The 20,655-nt window shown below is 50.9% G+C and carries 16 protein-coding genes; 5 read left to right on the top strand and 11 right to left on the bottom strand.

Annotated elements, in window-relative coordinates:
• Positions 1 to 33: 33 nt before the first annotated feature.
• Both E4K71_RS03810 and E4K71_RS03815 read right to left on the bottom strand, forming a co-directional pair.
• Positions 34 to 1,848 carry a hypothetical protein gene (locus E4K71_RS03810; protein ID WP_135076818.1) on the bottom strand — a complete coding sequence of 605 codons (1,815 nt, stop codon included), beginning with the start codon at positions 1,846 to 1,848 and terminating at the stop codon, positions 34 to 36.
• Between the two features lie 148 nt (positions 1,849 to 1,996).
• On the bottom strand, positions 1,997 to 3,637 hold the full coding sequence (locus E4K71_RS03815; protein WP_167730253.1) for a S8 family peptidase: 1,641 nt from the start codon (positions 3,635 to 3,637) through the stop codon (positions 1,997 to 1,999).
• Positions 3,638 to 3,798: 161 nt separating this feature from the next.
• Between E4K71_RS03815 and E4K71_RS03820 the strand changes: the two genes are divergently transcribed.
• Positions 3,799 to 8,022: a hypothetical protein gene (locus E4K71_RS03820; protein ID WP_135076823.1), complete on the top strand. Its 4,224-nt coding sequence runs from the start codon at positions 3,799 to 3,801 to the stop codon at positions 8,020 to 8,022.
• 12 nt (positions 8,023 to 8,034) lie between these two features.
• Here the strand turns inward: E4K71_RS03820 and E4K71_RS03825 are convergent, their stop codons facing one another.
• The 3 genes from E4K71_RS03825 to E4K71_RS03835 are packed head-to-tail and all read right to left on the bottom strand — an operon-like array spanning position 8,035 to position 10,589.
• A complete protein-coding gene (locus E4K71_RS03825) occupies positions 8,035 to 8,847 on the bottom strand; it encodes a CbiX/SirB N-terminal domain-containing protein (protein ID WP_135076826.1) in 813 nt (270 codons plus the stop codon).
• Positions 8,840 to 9,595 carry a uroporphyrinogen-III C-methyltransferase gene (gene cobA, locus E4K71_RS03830; RefSeq protein WP_135076829.1) on the bottom strand — a complete coding sequence of 252 codons (756 nt, stop codon included), beginning with the start codon at positions 9,593 to 9,595 and terminating at the stop codon, positions 8,840 to 8,842. Before cobA ends, E4K71_RS03825 begins: the two co-directional genes overlap by 8 nt.
• Positions 9,588 to 10,589, bottom strand: coding sequence for a glycosyl transferase family protein (locus tag E4K71_RS03835; RefSeq protein ID WP_135076832.1), 1,002 nt, complete (start codon positions 10,587 to 10,589; stop codon positions 9,588 to 9,590). Before E4K71_RS03835 ends, cobA begins: the two co-directional genes overlap by 8 nt.
• 154 nt (positions 10,590 to 10,743) lie before the next feature.
• Here E4K71_RS03835 and E4K71_RS03840 point away from each other — a divergent pair, with 154 nt between their 5' ends.
• Both E4K71_RS03840 and E4K71_RS03845 read left to right on the top strand, forming a co-directional pair.
• The gene (locus E4K71_RS03840) at positions 10,744 to 11,433 is read left to right on the top strand and encodes a cyclic nucleotide-binding domain-containing protein (protein ID WP_135076835.1); all 690 of its coding nucleotides are present in this window, start codon (positions 10,744 to 10,746) and stop codon (positions 11,431 to 11,433) included.
• The gene (locus E4K71_RS03845) at positions 11,423 to 12,106 is read left to right on the top strand and encodes a Crp/Fnr family transcriptional regulator (RefSeq protein WP_135076838.1); all 684 of its coding nucleotides are present in this window, start codon (positions 11,423 to 11,425) and stop codon (positions 12,104 to 12,106) included. The genes E4K71_RS03840 and E4K71_RS03845 overlap by 11 nt, the downstream gene beginning before the upstream one ends.
• Positions 12,107 to 12,110: 4 nt before the next feature.
• Here E4K71_RS03845 and rsmA read toward each other — a convergent pair whose 3' ends face one another.
• The 5 genes from rsmA to lptF all read right to left on the bottom strand — a co-directional run bounded on the left by rsmA (position 12,111) and on the right by lptF (position 17,537).
• Positions 12,111 to 12,932 carry a 16S rRNA (adenine(1518)-N(6)/adenine(1519)-N(6))-dimethyltransferase RsmA gene (gene rsmA / locus E4K71_RS03850; RefSeq protein WP_135076840.1) on the bottom strand — a complete coding sequence of 274 codons (822 nt, stop codon included), beginning with the start codon at positions 12,930 to 12,932 and terminating at the stop codon, positions 12,111 to 12,113.
• Positions 12,929 to 13,930, bottom strand: coding sequence for a 4-hydroxythreonine-4-phosphate dehydrogenase PdxA (gene pdxA, locus E4K71_RS03855; RefSeq protein ID WP_135076842.1), 1,002 nt, complete (start codon positions 13,928 to 13,930; stop codon positions 12,929 to 12,931). The genes rsmA and pdxA overlap by 4 nt, the downstream gene beginning before the upstream one ends.
• The gene (locus tag E4K71_RS03860; protein ID WP_135076845.1) at positions 13,927 to 15,204 is read right to left on the bottom strand and encodes a peptidylprolyl isomerase; all 1,278 of its coding nucleotides are present in this window, start codon (positions 15,202 to 15,204) and stop codon (positions 13,927 to 13,929) included. Before E4K71_RS03860 ends, pdxA begins: the two co-directional genes overlap by 4 nt.
• 70 nt (positions 15,205 to 15,274) lie before the next feature.
• Entirely contained in the window at positions 15,275 to 16,378 is a 1,104-nt protein-coding gene (lptG, locus tag E4K71_RS03865) for an LPS export ABC transporter permease LptG (RefSeq protein WP_135076848.1), read from the bottom strand.
• Positions 16,379 to 16,382: 4 nt separating this feature from the next.
• On the bottom strand, positions 16,383 to 17,537 hold the full coding sequence (gene lptF / locus E4K71_RS03870) for an LPS export ABC transporter permease LptF (RefSeq protein ID WP_167730255.1): 1,155 nt from the start codon (positions 17,535 to 17,537) through the stop codon (positions 16,383 to 16,385).
• Between the two features lie 79 nt (positions 17,538 to 17,616).
• Between lptF and E4K71_RS03875 the strand changes: the two genes are divergently transcribed.
• A complete protein-coding gene (locus tag E4K71_RS03875) occupies positions 17,617 to 18,069 on the top strand; it encodes a dCMP deaminase family protein (RefSeq protein ID WP_135076854.1) in 453 nt (150 codons plus the stop codon).
• A gap of 19 nt (positions 18,070 to 18,088) precedes the next feature.
• On the opposite strand, the gene E4K71_RS03880 is transcribed toward E4K71_RS03875, so the two are convergent.
• Positions 18,089 to 18,406, bottom strand: coding sequence for a hypothetical protein (locus tag E4K71_RS03880; RefSeq protein ID WP_135075034.1), 318 nt, complete (start codon positions 18,404 to 18,406; stop codon positions 18,089 to 18,091).
• Positions 18,407 to 18,921: 515 nt separating this feature from the next.
• On the opposite strand from E4K71_RS03880, the gene E4K71_RS18140 reads away from it, so the two are divergent.
• Positions 18,922 to 20,508 (top strand): hypothetical protein, encoded by a 1,587-nt coding sequence (locus tag E4K71_RS18140; RefSeq protein ID WP_167730257.1) that lies wholly within the window; start codon positions 18,922 to 18,924, stop codon positions 20,506 to 20,508.
• Positions 20,509 to 20,655: the final 147 nt, after the last annotated feature.

Consider the following 20,655-nt stretch of genomic DNA (forward strand, 5'->3'; position numbering starts at 1 on the left):
GGCCTGTATCATACGCTGATACGGGCCTTTTTCTTAACGTAATTTCATATAATCCAGATCAGAGGTCAGGCTGAAAATTTCACGGGCGCCTTCAAAATAGGCACGTATGGCTCCGCGTTGGATATCGGGTAAAGTGCCACGCATATCTGATATCTTGCGAATTTCAAAGACTTCGACCAGACCTTCGTCCGTGTTTTCCTTGCGCCAGACATAAGTGGGGTTCTGAATGATCCCTTGTTTTAAGGTCCGTGTGCGCCGGACAAAATGGGTGGTGGCAGGACCCAGCTTTTCTTCATAATGGGCGATGATATCGTCAAACCCTTCTGTCTTGAACATGGTGAAAAGACGTGTGGCGAGGCTGCCATCAAATTGTACAATGCCCTGACGCCCTTTATAAAGGTGACTGGAAACATTGAAATGTCCTGCAATGTCAGACGGCCAGCGAGTCGGGGTGACGCAAAAGGCGACGGTGCCCCGGTTTTTAGTGAAACATCGGGCGTTTTTGCTCAGGTCATCATCGCCCTGACCTAACAAGATGTCGCGTCCTAGCCCCAGTTGAGCCTTGATCAGGCGCGGGTCTACTGGTTTGGCTGTGATGGTGGGTTCTTTTGGCGGCTCTTGTTTGGGCTTTACTTTTTCTGGCGGTGTCTTTTGTTTTATTTTTATCGGTTCAACAAGAATGTGGCGTTCTGTATCTACCTCTTCGTTTGCACCAAAGGCTTGATCGAACATATTCTTAAAACGCTCAAGAAGACCTTCTGAGGTCTCTTCTGTGGGCTCGTCTATTTCAGGCGTTTTCTCAACTGTAGCAACAGGAGCAGGGGTTGGCGTGCTTGGAGCAATATCTGTTGTTTGTTTGCTTGGTTCGACCGCTGCTGCAGGTGGCGTGTCTTTGGGAGTAAAGAAATCACTAAGCCGATCAAAAAGCCCTTTTTGTAGCTTTTCTGATGGTTGTGCTTGAGAGGTCGTTGTCTCAAGCGGCTGTGTCTCAAGTTTTTCTTCTGGTTTGGGCTTTGTTTCTACTGCGACTTCTTTTTTGTCTTGACTCAAAATCTCGTCAAACAGGGCGTCCGTGTCCGGTTTTTCTGCAATAGGTTGGGGTGCCTCTTGCGTTTGGTCTTTTGCCTCGGAAGGGGAGAACATATCGCTGAGCTGATCAAAGAAAGATGTTTCTGTCTGTTTTGTCGCAGGCTCTTTGGGAATGACAATTTCGGGAGCAGGGGCGACAGGAGGCTTCGTGGTTGCTTCGGGTATCTTTTTTGGTGTGAACAGGTCACTCAGCTGCTCAAAAAAAGAGGTTTTTTTTGCCTTGGGTTCTTGTGTCGTCAGTTCTGTTTTATCGTGGCTTTTGTCAGTTACTTTTTCTGTATCAGCTTTTGGCGCTTTTACAACCGTTTCAGGCTTTTGGTCTGGTTCTTTGACATAAAGCGGTGCGGGGTAGGGCGTTTGAGGAAGGGCGTTAGGCAGGTTCGGGGCCACTGATGTGGGGGCAAACGGGTTGGGTTCATTCGGGTTTGCCGGGGCGTGATAGGGGCGAGATGTTTCAACCGTTTGCGCAGGGGCCTTTGCAACAGGTTGCGAAGTCGGTTTGATATTCGTTTTGGGGGTCGGTGCAGGTCTAGTCGTTTTTTCAGGGGGCTCTTGAACCGTTTCAGGTATGGTAATCGGGGTGGCAACAGGTTTTACCTCAACCGGTTTTGTCTGTACGGATTGTGGGGCGCGTGGCGGTAATTTTGGGGCAACAGGTACAGGGGCTGTCGGTGCGGCTGTGGGCAGGCTGGGGGCTATGGTGGTTGGGGCAAACGGATCGTTGACCGTTTGTGCCCAGGAAATTGAGCTTAGAGACAAGCAAATACCCAGCGATACACTAAAGCGTAAAGCGTTTTTAAAATTTCTATGTCGTCTTCGACAGCCCATGAGTGCCTGATTTTATTTTCTTATCAAAGTTCTTTAAGGCGGATATTGCGATCTCATGGACTGTGATGCAAGGAAAAACCTACCATCTCATGCTTTCACTACGTCCCGTACGGCTATCAAAAATGCGAATGCCACCCACTGAATTGCTTGTGGGTTGTTGTGTGTTTTGGGTGGGGCTGGTCGGTCGCTGGTTATAGGCCGGAGCTGGAGAACGTTCTGAAGACTGTTCTTTTGTCACCACAACCCGCTGGCTCAGAGCCTTGGCAATGTTCAGCCTGCCACCGGACAGAACTTTACCTTTCAGACTGGGCAGGGGGTCAGTGCCGGACATCAACATGCTTTTGAGTTGCAGATTGGTCAGGCGTGGGTTCTGTGCCAGAAGCAAGGCTGCTGCGCCGCTCACAACTGGGGCTGCCATTGAGGTGCCAGATGTGGAATAATAGCTGCTTTTAGGCCAGTCGCGTTTTACATCACGCGGCACTGTGCTGAGAATTTTGACGCCGGGGGCGGCAATATCCACATTGCGCGGCCCGAAATTTGAAAATTCTGCGAGCTGGTCACGGCGGTTTGTTGCTGCAACACTTAAAATACCGGGAGCTTCATAACTGGCGGGATAGCTTTTTAAACGCTCGTCATTATTATTGGCTTCGTTCCCGGCCGCAGCGATGACCAGAACCCCTCGTTTACTCAGATAGTCATAAACATTCTTTGCCATTTTGGTTTTGCCGTACCCGCCAAGGCTCATGTTAATGATCCGCGCCCCCATCTGATAGGCATAAAGAACAGAGCGTAAAACCGAAATCGTGTCACCAGAACCACAAGGTCCCCCCAGAGCCTTAATCGGCAGGATCTTGATGCGATCATAAATACCGGCAATGCCGATTTGATTGTTACGCGCCGCTGCAATAATGCCGGCAACATGTGTACCGTGCAGCTCATATTCACGCTTGGTAGGATGGCCTGTGCATTTAAAACGCCCGGTTGCTGAATCCACGGCAAGTACCGGGGTCGGGTTTAGGTGCGCATAAGGGATGGGGTTGTCATCATGGAAATTCCAGCCATATGTGTCATCCACAAAGCCGTTGTTATCATCATCTTCCAGGTTATCAGGGATTTCACGTTTGTTTTTCCACATTAAACCGTGCAAGTCCTCGTGATCCAGCTGAATGCCGGAATCCACAACGGCAACAATAATTTCCTCGTCATCAGATCGTTTGGAGGGCAGGCGGTCCCAAGCCTGAAATGCAGAAACCTTATTGAGATGCCACAGTTCATCAATGAATTCATCATTGGGCTTGGTGCCTGTGGCGTGCAGGATATAGTTCGGTTCAACAGCGGCAATGTTGGGGTCGGAAGATAAGGTATTGGCAAGGTTTTCCCATTGCCCGCTTGCTGCCGGGTTGGTCGTTTTAATATGGGCAATGTTAAAGGCGGAAAGAGACGTGTCAATTTTGGCGTCTTTGCCTAATTTGCGCACCCAGCTTGGTTTCGTGCCGCTTTGCAGGCTTTTAAGCGATGTGTCTGTTTTAAATTGAACCAGAAATTCGCCTTCTATGGCTTGTGCTTCCAGCGGGGTTTGAAAGACCCGAATGCCATCTTCATTCCCATCAGCAAAAGCCTTAGGAATCTGCGGAGTCGCACCAAGAAATAAAATTGAAAAAATGAATGCAAAGCTGTGTATTTTTGGTAAAAAACATGTATATTTTATTAATGTTCGCATTTTCATTGACTTTCTTTCACGCAAGAGAAGGGTGGGTGCGCCTTTTAGGTTGTCTAAAATCGGTCGATGTATCGTAATGGACGCTTTGTGGTGGCGCAAAGAAAATATGAACGGCTGTGAGGCTTTTTTCGATAACCCGCTTTACGGGCACGAGTGGCAAAATGGGTAATGATGGTTCAAAACGGGAAGGCTCTTCTATAGAAGTGGCCTTCGATGCAGATAATCAGACAGAACAAACGTCTGAGGTGCAGGATGAAAAAGCGGCAGAAATGCCAACGCTTTCGCCCTTGCAGAAAGATTATTTGCTGGAAGATGGCGACCGCATGGTCGATGTGGAAGAACTCGCGTCCGAAGACTGGAGTGCGCCCTTCTATGTTCGTTTTCGCCTGTTGAGCCTGTCTGCTGCCTTGTTGAGTGTCGGCTGGGTCTATGGGGCCTATGATTATATCGAAACCTATTTCGGCTGGTCGACCCTGACGGAATTGATGCCCCATGAAATTGGCGGCTTGGCTGCGGGGCTGGTGACGCCATTGGCTATGTTGTGGTTGGTTGCGGCTTATCTGGAACGCAGCCGTGCTATGGAAAATGAAAGTCAGGCGTTGCGCTGGTATCTGCGCCGCATGGTTTATCCCTCTGAAACAGCAGAAGAACGCGTGCGTGCCATTACCGATTCTATTCGTGATCAGACACAGGAATTAACGCGTGCCTCAGAAGATGCGCTGGTGCGTTCACGTGCCATCAATGACTTGTTGCGTTCACGCAGTGTGGAATTGACCGAAGTTTCAACCGAAGCCGATATTCGTGCCAAGGAAGCCGAAGACAGCCTGCGCCGTCAGGCCGAAGATTTGCTGAATGTATCTGATCGTGCCATTGACCGGGCGCGTGAAGTCGGCAACGTGTTGCACCACCAAGCCCATGATTTGGTCAATGTGTCTGAACGTGCTTCCAGTCGGACCGAAGATATTGCGGAAACCCTGAAACGTCGTGCCCAGGATTTGGACCGGGTCTCTGATGGGATTGTCAATAAAACCAAGGAAACGGCGTCGATCTTCCAGCGTGAAGGCAAATCGCTGGAAACCATCTATGAAAATGCCAAGGGGCGCAGCGAAGAACTGAGCGAACTTTTGTCTACCACCATGGGGGGTGTGACAGAGGCTGCTGAAAGTGCGGCTGATCGTATTGGAACCAGTGCCAAATTGCTGGAAGACCATACACTGAGTTTGCGCAAAAATACCGATGATGCCCGTGAGCAGGGCGAGGCCATGGGCGAAGCGTTTGATCGTCAGCTTAAGGAACTGAATTCCACTGCTGAGCTGGTTCGTTCTCAAACAGGGCAAATTCAGGACAATCTGTCGTCTCAAACAAGTCATTTGAATAAAACGGCTGATCAGGTTAGTGAGCGGGTCCGTGACATGCGCGATGTCTTGACGGACAGTGCCCAGCAATTAATGAATTCTACCGATAATTCCCTGATGGGGATGCGATCAACAGCTGATGGTTTTCGCCAACAGGCTCGTGAACTGGATGCGGCAACCGAACGGGCATTGGATCGCACAGGTAAATTAACCGATGCCATTCATGACAGTACGCAAAAAGCGACCAACTCTTCCAATTTGGCGATTGAAAGTATTCGTCGGGTAGATGAACAAATTCAGGAAGCCGGACGTGATATTGAAATGATCGGTGATGAAGCCCGACAGCAGCTGCAAGGGACAGGTGAAGTTTTGCGTTCGCGTATGGATGAGTTGGAAGAACTGTCCATCATGTCCGAACAACGCCTGCAAAATGCCGGGACACATTTGCAGAAACGTTCCCTTGATTTGATTGATAAAGCGACCAATGCAGCCAGCCGCATCCAGTCTGTCACATCGGCACTTCACGATGGGTCGCAGACCTTGTCCGTTTTGTCGGACAAAGGGGTTGATAGTATTGACCTGGCAACTGAGAGCCTGCGCCGCAGTGCACAGGAAGTCACGCTCTTGGGTGAAAAAGCACAGATCCAGAGTGATCACCTGGTCAATCGCCTTGATGAAATTCGCGACAGTGCCAACAATGTGGATGTGAATATGAAATCGCTGGGGGCAGAGATTTCAGAACAGCATGAACGGCTGCAAAAAACATCCATGGCTTCGCGTGATGCCTTGGCCGAAGCTGGTCGTCGTCTGGCGCACCATGCTTCCAACCTTGATACGGCCTCTAGTGAAGCGGCTGAACGGATGTCCAGTGTGAGTGAAACCTTGCAAGGGCGTACAGATGAACTGGATCAGGTGAGTGCACGAACCGCAGACCGTCTGCATGATATGGATAAGACCCTGCAATCCAGTACCCGTTCTTTGAAAAATACAGCCGATGCCGCAGCACGTCAGATGGAAGGGTATTCTGAACGTCTGGATCAGCAAACAGCTGTTTTGCAAACGACAGCGGATCAGACGGCAAGCCAGCTGGAGCAGGCACAGGCTTCTATTCGTCAAAGTGGTCATGAAATGGCCGGGGCATCTGACCGTGCGGCCAAGCTTATGGGGCTGGTTGGTTCTGGTTTCCAACGTCAACGCGATGCCATGATGAATGCGACCGAAGAAGCGGGTAAGCGCATTTTTGATATCGGTGAGGGGCTTGAAAACCATGCGTTGCGCGTGCAGGATGTGGCTGATCAGGCCGGGTCAACTTTGGCTGATACGGTTACGGAAATGGAAAACCGGGTGGAAGATGCTGGTGTCAGCCTGACCAAGCGGGTTCAGCGTGTTGGCATTCAGGCCGAAGCGGTTGTTGAAAGTGTTGATAACGTTACCAAGAGCTTGGAAGAACAAGCTTTGCGTATGTCACAATCGGCTGACCATGTGACCCATCAAATCAATAATGTCAGTGAAGAAACGCAAAAAGCCACCCATGAGGTGCTGGGGCTGACAAGTCAGACGGCGGAACGTTTGAACCAGATGGGTGCAGACTTGAAAGACCGCATGACGTCACTGGATGAAATGGCATCAGGTGCGCAAGGCACCTTGTTTGAAATGGGTGAGATGCTCTCCAAACGCGGCGATGACATGACCCAGGCTGTGACCGATGCCCGTAATCAGGTGGTGATGGTTTCTCAAGAACTGGACCGTCAAAATGCTCGTGTCAATGATGTGACTGATAACGCCATGTCCCAAGTCAATCAGCTGGGGGATGAACTGGATTATCGTACTGAAAATATTTCCAAATCCATGACCCGTGCAGCAACCTTGATGACGCAAATGGCGCAAAAACTGCAAGTTGCCAGCCGTGAGACTTCGCAGGCCAGTGATCAGGCCAATACCCAGTTGCAGGCTGTCACTCATAATATGGAACGCAGCAGTGATCAGGTTGAACAGGTGACACACCAGACGGTCTCCCAGCTGAAAGATGCGATTACTGCCATGCAGGATTTCGTTACCCAGCTTGAAGGCCGAACTGACAAGGCAGCACAGCGTCTGGATAAAGCAGGTGAAACGGTACGTGATCGTTCTGAAGGCGTGGCCCATGCAGCCCAGAAAATCCATATGGATATTACGCAGGCAACAGACAAGCTGGATGAACAGGTCCGGGCTATTCAGTCGGCCGGGGAACGTTCAGCCGATCAAATTGATCAGGTTGCCAAATCCCTTGAGCGTAAAACGCAAATGGCGCAAAGCGGAGCACAGGAAATCAAGAAAGGTTTCGATATTGCCGGGGCAGCTGTTCGCCAGCAGATGGACGAACTTACCGGAACCATGGCTCAGACCATGAAGGAAATCCAAGGCGCAGCCGATGGTCTGGAAGATCGTGTGGGCGAGGTTCAGCAAGTTTCCGATACGGCGATGGACAAGCTGGGCGCATGGGACGAGAACTTGCAGAAACGTTCCGACTTGCTGCGTAAAACATGGTCCGATGCGGCTCATGAAGCCCATGATGCTGCCAAGATGATGGAATCACAAACAAGGTCGATGAATGAGGCGAACAAGCATGCCAAACAGCTGACCATGGATCTGCGTGATGTGGACAGCAAGGTTGGTACCGAAGAATTTATGCGCCGCCATGCCTTTGTTGTGGAATCCTTGCAGTCCTTGGGTGTGGATATCACCCGTGAGCTTGAAATCGGGATTACCGAAGATGAATGGCGTCGCTTTACCCGTGGGGATCGTGGTATTTTCGTGCGTAAACTGGCAGCACTGAAAGATCGCAACAAGTTGAATGCGGTGAAAGATGCTTATCAAAATCACGAGGCTTTCCGGACCTACACCAACCGTTATTTCAGCGAATTTGAACAGTTGATTGGCCAAGCCAAGGATAAGGACCAGCACGGTATTTTGGCGAATACCTTCTATGGGTCTGATGTGGGTAAAGTTTATTTGGCCCTGTGTGCCGGTTTGGGGCGTGAGCCTCAGTGATCTTAGGGAAATTTAGGTCAATTTTTCCTTTGCGATTTCGACAATGAAATCGGCAATGGTGGGGTGTGAGCCCATGGCACGCATGATCCACAGTTTGTGATCATCGACTTCAAATGGGCCTGCCGGGGTGGCATGTTCGCGCATATCAAAGGCTTGTTGTTCTGTTGGCTCGACACCTAAAAAACGGGGGATGTCGCGTGCGCCATGAACCCCTGCGGCAATCATGAAAGGCAGGACAATGACATTAGGGGAGGTCGTGCGTTTTCGCCAGCCATGCAGAAAAGGCTTTTCTTCGATAAAGGCAGGCAGGATGGCATGGATTGGATGGTGTTGATAAATCCGTGTGGCCATCATGACTGTGGTATCATGGGAGGCGGGGCGATCCGGATTGGGATTGCCATGGGCGACCAGAAAAACCGTGGTATCTTTGGCCTTTAAGTCCCGTTCTTCCATCACTTCTTTGATGCGGTTGGCAATCAGGGCTGGTAGCCCGTCATGTTCCCCAACGGGTTTGCACAGGTGAATGTGCTGTCCTTCTTTTATCGTCAATTCACCATCAAGCCCCATTTCGCGGGGGATCACCACCTTGTTGATGTGACCGGAACAGGCAAGGTTTGGGACAATCACCACCTCAGGGGTTTGAACGCTGCCCAAGACCTCATGCAAGCGGGTGTCTTCTTTCCAGAAGGCGGTTTTGACATCAGCAAAGATGTTTTTATCAGCGATATATTGGGCATGTTTACGTGCCGGGCGAGCCTGATTTGGGTTCTTGCTGGACCCGTGGCCTGCGATAATCAAAGTTGTCTGTTTGAGGCGATCAGTCATGGTTGAGTATTTTGGCAATTTCAATGACTTGCCCGACAATCAACAGGGAAGGCGGTTTGAAATCACCTTCGAGCCGGGTTTGCGGCAGGTCTTGCAGGCTGGTATAGGCAATGCGCTGTTTTTCCGTTGCGCCATTTTCAACGATGGCGGCAGGTGTATCAGGGGCGCGTCCTGCCTGAATCATATTGGCAACAATGTTATTGAGGTTTTTTAATCCCATATAAATGACAACGGTCATTTCCGGGTCAGCCAGTGTAGCCCAGTCGATATCCAGCCCATGGCCTTCTTTATGATGGCCTGTGATGAAACGCACGCTACGTGCCATGCCACGATGGGTCAGGGGAATGCGTGCCGCAGCCCCGCATCCGGCAGCTGCTGTAATGCCGGGCACCACGTCATAGGAAATGCCATGTTTAATCAGATGTTCGGCTTCTTCACTGCCCCGGCCAAACACAAAGGGGTCCCCCCCTTTTAGGCGCACGACGAGCTTGTGCTTGGTCGCCAGTTCCACCAACAACTCATTAATCTCTTCCTGTTTCAGGATATGACGACCGGGGGCCTTGCCGACAAAGACTTTTTCCACCCCTTCGGGGACAAGGCCAAGGATTTCATCACTGACCAGTCGGTCATGAACAATCACATCGCCCCTTTGAATGAAATGGAGGGCACGCAGGGTTAAAAGGTCAGGATCGCCGGGACCGGCCCCGACCAGAACCACATGGCCGTTATCTGTTGCTTGGTTAGGCATTCGTCAGGTTATCTTTATTTCTGTTGGCCCAAAGGTCCTGGGCTTGTTGTTGTGCCGCTTTTGGGTTATCGGCCTTGCCCATCAGGCGCAAGGCAATGGCAATGGTGCCTGTGATGGCTGATAAGGCATAAGGGTGAGTGTCTTCCCCAGCCCATATTTTTTTCAGGCGGGGCAGGTCCATTTTTTCATCATGGGCTGCATGCTCGCTGTTCAGAAAAGCAGGCCATTCTTCATCACTTTTTTCACCCTCAACCAGATATTGCACAGTGACAGGCTTGGCTGCACGTCGCTCAATTTCCCCGCCTTCACCTTTAAAGACGCACATGCGTTTTTGGCCCAGCAGGTCTGCGCAGTCGCGATGAATTTCACGATATGCGGCATGGGTAATGCATTGCATTATGTTTGGTGCATCAAAGGCATTGATCATGCGGGCAAAGGTATTTACGGGGGTACGCACCCCAAGGGTTGCTTTCAGGTCAATGATTTCTTGCAAGGGGGGGCTGATTTCTTTAAGCGGCAGGTAGGTAAAATTATGGGTCCCAAGTTGCTCGGATGCTTCTTGCAGGCTGCGGGCTTGGGCAATGCCGAGATGGGCCAACGTCTCTTCTGTATAAAGGCGCCCTTCTGTATGACCTGCTGCGCCGTGCATGAATATTTTAATACCGCTTTGGGCCATGGCGAGGACAGCCAGCACATAATAAGGCAATTGGCGGGCTTTTCCGGCGTAAGTCGGCCAGTCAATATCCACCTTTGGCAGTTGATCTGGGAGGTTCAGGTTGGCACGCACGGCATCAATGAAACCTGCACCTTCGCTTGGGTCTTCAGAACGTACGCGCAAGATACATAAGAAGGCCCCGAGTTGAACCGGGTCGACTTCTTTTTTCAAGATCATAGTGGTCGCGGCACGGGCTTCTTCACGGCTAAGCGGGCGTGAGAGGCGCGGGCCTTTTCCAATAATGCGGATATATTGCGCAAAGGGATGTTCTTGAACCATGGAAATTCCATCCAATATTGAGAATGTTTATTACATATGCCTTTCTACGCTTCAGGGGAAGTATATTGTGAAGAATTTGCTATAAATTCGCCCCTTTTAGCGCTACACCAGTAAGGTGACTTTGCCTATTTCGAAAAACTGTAATCGAGTTTCCATGAAAACAGATCGACTTGCTCGCCTGCCCATTTTAATGCGTTTGCCTCAAGCTTCTTTTGAACAGGTCGTTGGGGTGGGGGAATTACGAATTTTAAAAGAGGGTGACTCCCTTTGCCAACAGGGCCAACAGGTTGATGGTGTAATTTGGTTGGTTGACGGGCGGGTGAAAACGTCTGTGTCACACAATGACGGGCATGAAATTGTACTAGATATTCTTACGCGGGGGCGTGTGATCGGGCTGGCTGAAGTCTGTGATGGGGGGAGGCAGGCATTTAGTGCGCAGGCGATTGCTGAAACGATGGTTTTTACTGTGCCTAAAGCGGCTTTTACAGTCTTTTTAGATGATGATTTTGATTTTCAAATGGCCGTTTTTGCCCGTGTTTCAGCAGAATTACGCACAGCGGTGAAAGAAATAAATGATTTGAATTTGAAAAATACTTCAACCCGCCTGGGGACTTATCTTCTCGGGTTCACGGATCAAGAAGAAGGTGAGGTGAGGTTTGATGTGCCTTTTGGTAAAAAACTGCTGGCGGCACGTTTGGCGATGAAGCCTGAAAGCTTGTCTCGTGCTTTGGCAAAATTAAAACCCGTTGGGGTGACGACTAAAAGTACCAGAGTCCATATTCAGGATATTGGGGCTTTGCAGGATTTTTGTGGTTGGGAAGAAGGGGACGGCCATGAGTCATAAGTTAAGCCCTCAGGATTATCAGGATGTTGCCAAGGTCCTGTTTTTTAAAGGTCTGTCAGACGAAGACTTGAAAGTATTACTTGCCAATGCGCTTGTCAGCGAAGAGCCAAAGGGCAGTTTGCTTTTTTCACAAGGCGATCAGGCGGATCGTTTCTATATTCTCTTAGAAGGACGGGTCAAACTCTTTACCGCGAATGAAGATGGGGAAGAAAGCATTGTTGAGGTCTATAACGGACCAAACAGTTTTGCCGAAGCAGCCATGTTTGCCTCTGCCCGTTTTCCTGTAAATTGTGAAACTGTCTCTGAAGTTCGGTTGGTGCGGGTTGATGCTGGACCGTTTTTAAAAGTGCTGCAAGACCAGCCTCAAATCAGTAAGTCCATTTTGAGAAAGCTGGCGACCCGTTATCGTGAATTACTCGATGAAGTCATACAGCTCAAAACACAGTCTCCGGCACAGCGTTTGGGCGTTTTCTTCATTTCCTTGGTCGAAGGGATAGAAGATCTGTCTGTTGAACTCCCCTATGATAAGCATTTGATTGCAGCGCGTGTGGGAATGAAACCAGAAAGCCTGTCGCGTGCCTTGGTTCGCTTAAAAGAGATTGGGGTCAGTTGTGAAAAGAATATCCTTGAGATTAAGGATATGGAAAAACTGCGTGCCTTTTGTGAAGGCTAGTTGTTTACAGCTCTTGAACCAGAGAACAAAAATCCTGAACACTGAGTTCTTCTGCGCGTTTTGTTGGTTCAATCCCGGCAGACTTTGCCAGTTCTTCCCCGTTTACACCCAGGGTTTTGAGGCTGGCGCGCAGCATTTTGCGCCGTTGCCCAAAAGCAGCCTGGGTCACGCGTTCCAGTTTGTCACGTTCCACATCCACTAGCGGCGCCTCACGTGGGACAAGGGTTGCAACCGTGGACATGACCTTGGGGGGCGGGGTGAAGGCGGTTGGCTTAATGTTAAAATTGGGGCGAACCTCACACAGCCATTGGGTAAGGACAGACAGACGACCATAGTCTTTAGTACGTGGTTGGGCAGCTAGTCGATCAGCTACTTCCTTTTGGAACATCAGGGTCAGGCATTCATAGGCTTTGATGTTTTCCAGCCAATTTAACACCAGTTGGGTGGAGATATTATAAGGCAGGTTGGCAACAATTTTACGCGGCCCGTCACATAGGCTGGCAGGATCAATGTCCAAGGCATCGCCTTCAATAATTTCCAGTCGGCCGGGGTAAGCCGTTGCGATTTCCTGAAGGGCGGCAATGGGGCGTTCATCACGTTCAATAGCAATGACTTTTTTTGCCCCTTCGGCCAAAAGGGCGCGGGTCAGGCCACCGGGGCCGGGGCCAATTTCAATCACTGTACATTGGCTCAGGTCGCCAGCGGCACGTGCAACCCGTCCGGTCAGGTTCAAATCCAACAGAAAATGCTGGCCCAGTGATTTTTTGGCAGCCAGATCGTGTTTGGCAATGACATCGCGCAAAGGGGGCAGGTTATCGGTTGTCATGACTGTGTTTCCAGTTGTCTTTGGGCCATTTCGCCCGCCATTTTTAATGCAGCACACAGGCTGTTTTCACTGGCCTGTCCTGTTCCCGCAATCCCAAGGGCAGTGCCGTGATCCGGGGAGGTTCGAATGAAAGGCAGGCCAAGAGTGACATTTACCCCGAGATCAAAGGCAAGTGTCTTAATCGGGATCAGCGCCTGATCATGATACATACACATGGCGACATCATAAGTTTGACGGGCTTCTTGGTGGAACATGGTATCTGGGGGTAGGGGGCCGAACACATCCAGACCATCGGCTTTTAATTGTTCAATCGCAGGGGTAATCATGTCGATTTCTTCCCACCCCATATCGCCATCTTCACCGGCATGGGGGTTAAGCCCCGCAATGGCAAGTTTCGGGGTCTTGATCCCGGCGCGTTCCTGTAAAGAGCGAGCGGTGATTTTACATTTTTCAACGATCAAGTCCGTGGTGAGTTCTTCAATCGCATCACGCAAGGAAACATGAACGGTCAGCGGGACCACGCGCAACTCATCACAGGCAAGCATCATAATTGGCGGTGTGTTAATGCCTGCCAGATCTGCCAAAAATTCGGTATGACCGGGAAAGTTAAACCCGGCCTGATGAAGATTATGCTTATGGATGGGGTTGGTTACAACGCCTGCGGCCTCCCCTGAACGGGTTAAGCTAACCGCGCGTTCAATGGAGGTAATAACAGATTTGGCCGTATGTTTGCTGAGCTGCCCCGGCGTGCCTGCGGTGACAGGATGTTCTAAAATAGGCAGGGCATCGGGAAAAACATCATGGGCATCGTTGGCTTGTTCTATTGGGCAGACTGGGACTGTCCAGCCCAGTTGACTGGCAAGTCGGCTGATCCGGTCCGGGCAATCAATGAGAAAAAAGCCGGGAAGCTCTTGGCGATGATCCCGCCAGGCTTTCAGTGTAATTTCCCCGCCAATCCCGGCAGGTTCCCCCATGGTCAATGCAAGGGGGGAGATCATAAACGAATATCCACGAAGGCATTGCGGCGTAGCTTTTGCAGCAAACGGCGACCTTCACGGCCAATTTTTTCCATACGCAAGCTTTGCTTAATCCGGTTTTTCTTGGCGATTTCCGGCACTTTTGCCACAGGCTGGCGCTTACAGACCATCAAGACCAGCATGGCACGCCCTGTTTGTTCAAGTGTCGTGATCTGGTTTGCACTCAATGGTGTCAGGGTTTTGCGCACATCAGCGGACATGGTGGACAGTTTGACATTGCTAAAGCGGCGGGCATCGACACCTTCAATCTTTTGACCCCGTGTCACAAGGTCGTTACAGCTTTGCGTTTCATGGGCAAGGTTGCGTGCTGCTGTTCGCTTGTCATTCAGCAAATCATCAGCCATGGTGGCTTTAAGAGGGAAAACGGCTTGTGCAACATCCAGAATTTCGTCATTCTCTTCTGCGCCCGCAATGCGTTTTTTGCGCAAGTGAAGAATGTAATAACCAGATGCGGTACGCAAGGGATTGGAATAGCCCCCTTCGTCAATAGCGTTTAGGCGAGCTTCAATTTCAGCAGACATATTGCCGGACTGTACCCAGCCAAGATTACCGCCCTGAAGGGCAGACGGGCTTTGGGAAAAGTCACGTGCCAAGGCTGCAAAAGGAGAGCCGTTTTTAATATGGGCGATCAGTCGCTCACTCATTTGACGGGCAGAGGCATCATCGGCAGGTGTTTCAACAGGCAGGAAAATTTCAGAATAGAGATATTCCGGCTTGCCTTTGTTGGCTTCAATCTGGGCAAAGATATCGTCAATTTCTTTGTCAGTCACCTTGATGCGATCACCACTGCGACGGGTCAAAACCTTGGTCCAGGTGATTTCTGCAATAGCCTGTTCTTCGATAATTTCCTTATCGACACCGATTTTATTGAAATAGGCATCAATCCCATCCGGCTTGATTTTTTGGGAGGCCGCGAAATTGGCAATGCCTGATTTAATCTCTGCATCCGTGGCGGCCATGCCTTGGCGTTTGCCTTCCTGTGCCTTGAGCCGTTCATCAATCATGGTGCGCAAAATTGTTGGGGCAAGGCGCTGACGCACCTGCCGTGTGTCTTTCATGCGCGAGGTGGCAATCGTCAGACTAATACGCTGGGCCAGATCAAGGGCGGAAATCACATCGTCATTGACGACGGCGGCAATGCGCATCACCCCCTGGGCATGAGACTGGATGGGCAGCAAGCAGGCCCCTGCAATCAACAGGGAAGCAATGAATTTGAAGCTCTGACGTTTTATCATTTTTCAGTAGATTATTAGCGTTTCGACAGTAACCGTATAATTTATACAGTTTTTCGAAGAAGTATAGCCCCTAACCGTCTTCCAGATGCAATATCATGGCTGATCCGAGCAACAGGCAGATACATGCCGGTGCCCACGCTGCAAGCAAGACGGGAATACTGCCCGATAAAGCAAGCGCCATAGAGATATCTGAGAAGAAATATAGTACAAATCCTGTCAGCATTCCCCCCGCCACAACAAAGGTGGTGCCGCCTTTTCGGGTATGGCGCAGGGTGAAGGTCGCTGCAATCAAGATCATGGCAGCCAGCAGGAAAGGAGCTGACAGCAAGCTGTGCCAATGCAGCTTGTGGCGTTTACCGCTAAAGCCTGCACGTTCCATGGTTTCAATAAAGCTGGGCAGGGACCAGAACGACATGGTTTCAGGCGAAGCAAAACTTTCCTGAATTTTATTCAATGTCAGGTCGGTTTCAAACCACAGTTCTTCGTTAAACTGGGTGGGTTGTTCAGCAATATGAACCTGCACCTCATAAAGATGCCAAAACCCATCTTCCAGCGAGGCCCGGTCAGCTTCAATACGATGGGAGAAATTATCCCGATCCCGATAGACAAAGATGCTGACATCGTTCAAATCCACGCTGTCTTCTTGTTGCAAGACAAAGCGGGAATGCAGAACAGACTGACCATCCAGATTGCTTTGTCGTAGCCACAACCCATTGGCGGAAAGACTAAGCATATTGGATTTGCCATCAAAAAACTTGCTTTCCATTTGTTCAAAGGCACTCAGGCTGGCTGATCCCAATGGATTGACCACCATGACCTGAAACATGCCCAGAATAAAGGCCACTAAAATCGCCGGGGTCATGAAACGCCAGGCCGACACACCTGCAGCACGCGCCACCACCAGTTCATGAGATTTGGTCAGGCGGCTAAAGGCGGACATGCCTGCAAACAACACGGCAAAGGGGAAGGTCTCCTGGCCGATATGGGGCAGCTTCAACAGCGCCATTTGCAGGGCGATAAAGGCCGTGACGCCTTCTTTGTTCGAAGATCGGCGCAGCAGTTCAATGGAATCAATCAGGAAGATGAGGCCCAAAAACACCAGCATGAGGATGGCAAAATGGGTCAGAAAATGACGACCAATATAAAGCGACAGGGTAGGGGCAAGGCGGATCATGGGCTTAAGCCTCCTTCATACTGTCAGCTTGGGCGGCAAATTCCAGCTCGCGCGCGACACTTTTGGCGCTGCGCTTTTTATTCCAGCTCATGAAGAAGCTACAGACCGGAATGGGCAGAACCGTGGCGATATAGAGCAGGGGCAGCAAGTCAAGGTTCTTAGCCGATACGTTCGCCATGCCGAGCGAGGCCACCTGTAATAAAATCACACCAGCAACAGCCATCATAATGCGTTTGCCTTGCCCGCGACGGCTGAAATGTCCGGCAGTTAGGAACATGACCGCAGCCAACGCGTTGGACAGGCATAAAAACGGGCTGATGATGCGCTGATGACCTTCGACAATGAATTTGCCGTAATCATGGGTACCGATCAGGCGATTTTTTTCCGGTTCCAGCAACTGATGAACCATAAGTTCGCGTGCTTCTGGCGCACGTTCGGTTGCGGCCTGACGTTTGAGCGGCACATCATGGGTATAACGATCGAAATAGAGCATGGAAAACTTGCCACTGTGACGGTCCACCAGTTGGCGGTTGCCTTCAAACATAATCACGCGGGCAGAGCCTTCAACCTCAACCAAAACGCCACGTTCAGCCATTAAGGTCACTGGGCGGGTTTGGTCACTTTCATCATGCACCAAAATGCCCAACAGCTGGCCTTCCTTGGTGCGTTCGCGCACATAAACCGTGACCTTGCTGCTCAGTTCGTTAAAGGCCCCTTCGCGCAACAGCAGGTGGGAGGCAGAATGACGTAGTTCCCATTGTAGCTCGCGAAACAGCTCGTAAGATTTGGGCACAAGATAGAGGTTCAGGGCATAGGATGCCATCATCACCACAGCGGTCAGGATCAGGGCTGGCTTGGCAATGGTCCAGTTGCTCATGCCACAGGCGCGCATCACAGGCAGCTCGCGATCCATGTTGAGGCGCGCATACACAAAGGTCACGACGGAAAAAAGCGCCACAGGCAGAATAATGGTGAGAAAGTTGGGCAGCAACAGGGCGGTAAAATAGACGAACATACCGATGCCCAGGCCCCGGTTTACAATCATTTCGACAAAGCGAAGCGATTGCGTGAGCCACAGCACACAGACAAGGGCCAGGGCCACCATCACGAAGCCGGCAAAGAGCTGTGCAAAAAGGTATCTGTCCAAACTTTTCATCATGGGCGTGAAGTATAATCCTTTACGTCGGGAAGGAAAGCAATATGATGGGCTGAGGCAAAAATGCAAGGGGATTGACGCCATGTCTGGAAATAAATGGAATATGCGCGGGATCGAAGTGGCGCGCACCGTTGCCAAATGGTCCAAAGATCAAAGCACGCAGGTCGGTGCCGTGGTCATGATGGAAGACGGCACGCCCCTGACGTTTGCCTATAACGGTTTTGCCCGTGGCGTCGATGATAATGTTGAGGCCCGCCACGAACGCCCTGCCAAATATAAATGGACCAGCCACGCCGAAGAAAACGCCATCGCCAATCTGGCACGCACAGGTCAACAAGCCATGGGCTCCACCCTGTATGTCACCCATTATCCATGTACGGGATGTGCACGCAAAATCATTCAGGCGGGCATCAAGCGCGTGGTGGTGGATGGGGCATCCATGAGTGAAGACTTCCTGTCACGCTGGGAAGAGGATATGGAAGTCTCCAAAGAAATGTTTGGTGAAGGTGGCGTGGACGTGGTGGTCCATAAATAAACCCAGCGCCTTTTATCTCTCACCCCCACGGCCTGCGCTCTGTGTCGTTCAAGCGATAAAGCGGCAGGCGCGACAGGGTTAAAATCAGAAAAAACGCCACATCGACTTCCTGATCATCCAAGGCATGATGGATTTGCTTGCGCAAGGCTGCATCCAGATTATCCCCATAGGTTTGGCTGAGTGTTGCCAGATAATCTTGCGGTGTGGTTGTACGCCACAGGCTGGCCCCGCTTTTGCGTTCATCTGCGGTGGATTTGGTGGGGTCCGTATGGTCGCGCAGGGCGTCGATGATACGGTTAATGAAGATGTCGTAATCGTTGTTTTGGTCCAGATGCATGTCGCTTTTCCTTTTTAAAACTCCATCTCTGGCCACCAGAATTTTCTGGTGACCGGGAGTTTAGCAACATGTTAGTAGACATGCGGACCTATTTCCCGAGGGTGTTATATTCAGCCCACTCCCGACCATAGGAAAAGCCTTGCATGCCGTTTTACAGACACACAAAGACCGCCCAGTCGGGGGCAGTAAACCGCTACTAAAACGTTGCTAAACGTCACCTTGCACCATAAGGTGAAAAACCGTGGGGAACAAGGGGTAATGAAAGCACATGTCATCCCCAGCTTGACTGGGGATCTTTGTCCGTCTTGAAAAAGGTCCCCGCGTGCGCGAGGACGACGGTTTTATCGACAAGAAGAAACCAGTAACGACGTGACGGGGGCGTCATCCCCAGCTTGACTGGGGGTCTTTGTCCGTCTTGAAAAAGGTCCCCGCGTGCGCGAGGACGACGGTTTTATCGACAAGAAGAAAATGACCTGCTATCTTTTCGTGCAAATGAGATAGGCGTAGGGTAGCAGATGACACAGGTGCAAAACCGTAAGGAATTTGAAGCGTGGTTGAAGGAACAGGACCGATGGGTGTCTGTCGCGATGGCTGCGCGGATTGGCTTGCGGGTCTTGCCGAAACTGGGGCCTGTGATTGTACAAGATCCGAAAGAATATAGCGCGACCATTGTTTTGCCGGTTTTTCGTGCTATAGCTGTCCCTTGGGTCGCGGGCACAAGACCGACCCAAGGGACAGAGTTTAGAGCCGCCTACGCCGCCGACGCCGCCGCCGCCGCCTACGCCGCCGTTTACGCCGCCTACGCCGCCGCCGCCGCCTACGCCGCCGTTTACGCCGCCGACGCCGACGCCGACGCCGCCGCCGTTTACGCCGCCGACGCCGCCGCCGCCGCCTACGCCGCCTACGCCGCCGCCGCCTACGTCAACATCTGGGAAGAGATTCATCTGGATATTGCGGCCATTGAAACGGGCGCAACGGTTGAACAGTTGATGGAACGCCCCTTATGGGGAAAGATGCCGGATGATGTGAAAGAACATTGGCAAGAGCTGAAACAGGCCCTGTTGGGTCTGGACGAAAACTGGCAGGTCTGGACCCAATGGTATGAGGATCGTCTTATCAGCGGCCCCAAACCCAATGGCCGCCCGGTCTATTACCCGCTTGAAAAAGAACGTGTCTTGATCCCCGATGAAGACTGGGAAAAAGGTCCGGCACATGTCAATGGGCTGATTGCCAGGATTGAAGAAAGATATCGCGGGATTTCTGAACCATCGGGGCAACAAGCGGCCTCTTTGGAATTTGAAAGAAAGCCCAATGGCAAAATTGGTCGCCAGCCCCTGCAGCCCCAAAAGGCGGAGGATGAAGAACAGGCTGAGATCTGGCGTGAAGCATGGGAAGGAATACGTTTTTCGTTTGATGATCTGTTGGAGATGCAACCTGCACGAAACCTGCCACGGCTTCAACCCATCTTAAAAAGATATGATCGGGCCTTGTCACAGGATTTCGACGATATGTCTGTGGTGCAGCTGGGGCAAATGGGGCAACGGCTTTTGGAACTGTTAAACCGTAATACGGATATGCTTTCTGATGATGTGACTGGGGAAATATCGGCCTTGCTTGCCAGCCATCATGATTTCATCCGCCAAATGCCGCGCTGGCAGAAGTTTCTGGCTGCACGCAATGATGATATAGGCAAGGAAGATGTCGCCCTTTCCCTCACCCTTGGTCATCAAAGTATTGAAGAACCCGAGATGCTGGAAAAAGAAGCGGCGGAAGATGTTGAACTGTCGCTTAAATCAGTGGAAGACGTTCTTGATGAGGGGGAGGAACAGGAGGAGTGGCTGAAGGATAAAAGCCTGCCTGCGGACCATGTGCGCAGTATGGATAACCTGATGAATGTATCCTGCCAATTGATCATCCGTGAAATCCGTGAAAAAGGCAATGATGTCACCCAGCTTGATGACCCGACCAAGGACATGTTGATGAAACTGTGTGACGATGAAGTCTTGGTCCAAACCTTGATGGAACAAGGCGCACGCAGTGAATTTGCCTGGTTGATCCCATTGTTGCATTTTATCCGTACCGCATCAAAGGCGGAGTCTTGAATGACGGTGTTGGAAAGAAAAAACACGTCATCCCCAGCTTGATTGGGGGGGGGCGGCCGTCTTTGAAAAGGTCCCCGCCTGCGCGAGGACGACCATAGGGATAAAAAAGAGCCTCCGCACAGAATGCAGGGGCTCTTTTTTATTCAA

The organism is Terasakiella sp. SH-1 (assembly GCF_004564135.1).
Classification (GTDB): Bacteria; Pseudomonadota; Alphaproteobacteria; order Rhodospirillales; family Terasakiellaceae; genus Terasakiella.